The sequence below is a fragment of the Sulfurimonas sp. genome (genome assembly GCF_014859695.1).
Classification (GTDB): domain Bacteria; phylum Campylobacterota; class Campylobacteria; order Campylobacterales; family Sulfurimonadaceae; genus Sulfurimonas.
The window spans coordinates 1-3,948 of sequence record NZ_JACUTS010000118.1 but is presented as its reverse complement, the minus strand read 5'-3'; the positions used below and the strand labels follow the sequence as shown (position 1 = coordinate 3,948).

4 protein-coding genes are annotated in these 3,948 nt (G+C 32.8%); 2 read left to right on the top strand and 2 right to left on the bottom strand.

Going from position 1 to position 3,948, the window contains the following annotated elements:
• Together IBX42_RS11515 and IBX42_RS11510 are read left to right on the top strand one after the other, a co-directional pair.
• Positions 1-503, top strand: a 503-nt coding sequence (locus IBX42_RS11515) for an SbcC/MukB-like Walker B domain-containing protein (RefSeq protein WP_294933077.1), incomplete at its 5' end; no start/stop codon positions are given.
• Positions 504-590: 87 nt separating this feature from the next.
• Positions 591-1,667: a DNA cytosine methyltransferase gene (locus tag IBX42_RS11510; protein WP_294933076.1), complete on the top strand. Its 1,077-nt coding sequence runs from the start codon at positions 591-593 to the stop codon at positions 1,665-1,667.
• Here IBX42_RS11510 and IBX42_RS11505 read toward each other — a convergent pair.
• Both IBX42_RS11505 and IBX42_RS11500 read right to left on the bottom strand, forming a co-directional pair.
• A complete protein-coding gene (locus IBX42_RS11505; RefSeq protein WP_294933075.1) occupies positions 1,660-3,279 on the bottom strand; it encodes a TIGR02391 family protein in 1,620 nt (539 codons plus the stop codon). The genes IBX42_RS11510 and IBX42_RS11505 overlap by 8 nt on opposite strands.
• Positions 3,276-3,668, bottom strand: coding sequence for a very short patch repair endonuclease (locus tag IBX42_RS11500; RefSeq protein WP_294933074.1), 393 nt, complete (start codon positions 3,666-3,668; stop codon positions 3,276-3,278). Before IBX42_RS11500 ends, IBX42_RS11505 begins: the two co-directional genes overlap by 4 nt.
• Between the last annotated feature and the right edge of the window lie 280 nt (positions 3,669-3,948).

Below are 3,948 nucleotides of genomic sequence, written 5' to 3'. Positions count from 1 at the left end.
CACTCCAAAACAACGAAATACAGCTAAAAAAAGTCCAAACCAAAAAAGATGATTTGGTTGACTACGAGAAGATAAAAACAAGCCTCTCAGAGTTCAAAACCCGCCTCAATTCTAAAGTCGCACCGCGCATTTCAAGCATCGCATCTGACATGTATGCGACCATCACAAAAGGCAAGTACCAGCATATAGAGGTCAGCAACGACTTCGATTTTTTCATCTACGACGAGGGCAAAAAATACCCTATAGAACGCTTTAGCGGCGGAGAGATAGACCTTGCAAACCTAGTTTTAAGAATTGCCATCTCAAAAACTCTCACGGAACTCAGCGGTGCAAGCAGTATCGGATTTTTGGCATTTGATGAAGTTTTCGGAAGTCAAGACGAGAGCCGACGCATGGAGATACTTGAAGCCTTCCACACCATCAAAGAGCAATACAGACAGATATTTCTCATAAGCCACGAGATGGAGATAAAAGAGATGTTTGAGCGGGTTGTGGAGTTGTAGAATTAATCAGTTCTTTTATCTATTATTCACAATGATTTTGATAAAATCACGCATCAACTTTTTACATAAAGTTATGCGGAGAAATAAGTGAAAATAAAAGCAATAGACCTATTTTGCGGCGCAGGCGGAGTAACTAGAGGACTCCTTGATGCTGGGATAGATGTAATTGCCGGATTTGATATAGATTCTTCACTTAAAAAAGTTTACGAAGAAAATAATATTAGAGTAAACGGCGAAAAAGCTAAATACTTTAATAAAAAAGTAGAATCAATCACCAAAAAAGACATATACAACCTTGTAGGAAGTAAAACAGCAAGAAAAATAAATAAAGAAAAATTCTTGCTTGCAGGCTGTGCACCTTGTCAGCCATTTTCCCTTAAAAACAAAAACCGTTACGATAAAACTGACCATAGAAGAACCCTAATAACTTACTTTGCAGATTTAGTCAAAGAAACAAAACCCGACTTTGTATTTATGGAAAATGTTGCCGGACTTCCAAAACTTGAACCTGATAATTTAAAATATTTTACAGATATACTAGACGAAGATGGTTTTTCGTGGGACACACAAATAGTAAATGCTCGTAACTACGGAGTACCTCAAAATCGAAAAAGATTTGTTCTTCTAGCATCAAAAGAAAAAAAAGTGCAAATTCCGGAAGGTGAATATGACGGCGTTGTAAAATCATATAAAACAGTTGGAGATACAATACAAAACTTACCATCACTCAATCCAGGAGAAGAATATTTAGGTATTGCTAATCATAAATGTGCAAATTTAAGTGACCTGAATAAAATACGACTCAAAGCAACTCCAAAAAATGGCGGAAGCAGAACAAGTTGGAAAAAAAATCTTTGGTTAAATTGTCATTTAGATGAGAACGGCAATCCTAAGCAAGGGCATGGTGATGTGTATGGAAGAATGGCTTGGGAGAAACCAGCACCGACTCTTACCACTAAATTCAATAGCATTACAACAGGAAGATATGCTCACCCTGAACAAAATAGAGCCATCTCACTTAGAGAAGGTGCTTTAATACAATCTTTTCCTGAAGACTATATCTTTTACGGTAATATGCAAGCGGTAGCTAAGCAAATAGGTAATGCTGTTCCACCTAAAATGGCGGAAGAGTTTGGAAAATTTTTTCTTGATGCAATTAGCTAATCGGTGGTTTTTTTCGTTGGTCTAGTTTAGTTAGTAAATATGAAACAATACTGAGAATATCTAAACAATCATTGTCATTAAATACATGAGGATAAAGATCAGTTTTTGGTTCATGTGAAGTTGGATTTCTAAATCCTGCTACAACACCTACAGACATATTTTGTTGACCGTCCTCAATATTTTTTTGCGTATCAGTAGTGCACTCTGTAATATTAATTGGTTTAGCACTACAATCGCTGCCAAAAGACCTACGCATTAAATCAACACCCATTTTATCAGTAATTCCAGAAATTCTTTTAACAATATTTTCATACTCTACAGCTGCTTCTTTGGCAGCTCTTAAGTAGTCTGCCTTTTCATAATCTTCTTTTGATACCCGTTTAATAGAATTATGTAAATGTCTCCAATGGTATTCAGGGTATTCAGGAACTAAAGCGTGCACGGCATCAACTACTTCAGTTTGTTTAGCTGTCGAAAGTTCACTTTCGTCTAGAACAGCATCTACAATAACACTCAAATATTTTCGTGTATTTTCAGATGTTTTATTAAACCAATCTACAGTATCAATGCCAATAACTTCACGAGTTTTTGCCCTTTTTACTTCACTCCTTTTTTCTCTCCAGTCTTTTTCTAAAGCTTTTAAAAATTCTTGCAAAAATATTTGCATCTCTTGTAAATTAACATTTTCCCAATCTAAGGATTGCCTATCCGTTGAAATAACATCTTCTTCCCATGTATCGATAAAATCAACATCTAAATATCCGCTCAAATATGAAAAGAAGTGACTTGATTCTGTTCTACCAAAAAATTCAGGTAAATTGACCATTCTACCGTTTGCATAAAGTGTTATTCCTCTTAATCCTGGTTGCAAAGGTTTTTCACTTGTAAACATCACACCATTTATTAAATCTTTATTTTTATATTCGGCTTCAGTTAACTCAAACAATTTTGGAAATTTCCATTCAAATTGTTTATCAATATTTTTAAATTTCAAATCTCTATCGACGACAAGTGGTTTGCCATTATTTAAAATAATATTTATTTCAAAATTAGCATCATTAAAGTTAAAAAGTTTTGAAATAGAATGTGCCATATCATCACGATTAAAATTTGTCTTTCGCTTAAGCTCATGAACAATTATTGTTGTACCTATATCATCGATACTACAATCATTTATTTTAAATGCTGGTTCATAATCACCTTCTGCATTCATAATATTATCCCAATCCATTAGAAAATTAATTTCTTTACCATCTTTTTTTGTGATAATTTCTACTACTTTGCCTATTCCAAATAAAGCAAGTTTACCAAGACCTTTTTTTCCTGTCGGCAGTCTTTTACAAGGTGGTGCTTGTTCTTCAACTCGTCTATTTCTTCCGATTCTTAAAAAATTAGTATTAATTTCTTCAAAGGTCATTCCAGTACCGTTGTCAATTACTTCTATTTTTTTAGGGTTGTCACTAAGCTTAACAGTCACATTCTTTGCACATGCGTCATAGCCATTAGCAATTAATTCAGCTATCGCTGGAGGCAAAGTTGAATACATTTTAACGCCAAGATGCTCTATTGTTCTAGGATCAAATGTCATCATTAATTTTTCATTATCACTCATATACTATCCTTCAACTTAATTTCTATCAATGAAATACACTCATTAATATTATTTTTAATGTCGTCGCCCCAGAACCTTAAAACTAGCCAACCGTCAGAGATTAGTTTTTCATTCACTTCTTTATCACGTTCAATATTTCTTTTTATTTTAACTTCCCAAAACTCACTATTTGTTTTAAATTTTTCACCGTTAAGAAAGTTCTTACCGTGCCAGAACTCACTATCACAAAATATAGCTATCTTTTTACCTTTAAAACAAAAATCAGGTTTACCGAACACACCTTTACAGTTTTTTCTGTAACGCAAACCTCGTGCCCACATAGTTTTACCCAAGAGCATTTCTATTTGAGTATTTTTAGATTTTATATTTTTAGCAGTTTTAGAATCCATAAAATTATCTTTAAAAACAAATGTAATTGCTTAGATTAATTAATTTAATGTTAATACTACATTAATTCAATTTTTTTAAGACTAATATTAAATCTAAAACAATAATTTTGTTTTTCAGTAGTAAAACTATTTCAAATTGCCATATTTTTAAATAAGCTTTCTATTTTTTAATACACTAAAGTATATTTTAAATAGGACAAAAACTATGCTTATTGATATACACAGATTGACAAAAGTTAACTTCTATGTTAACATATTGCTATGAAAGAAATTATCTTTT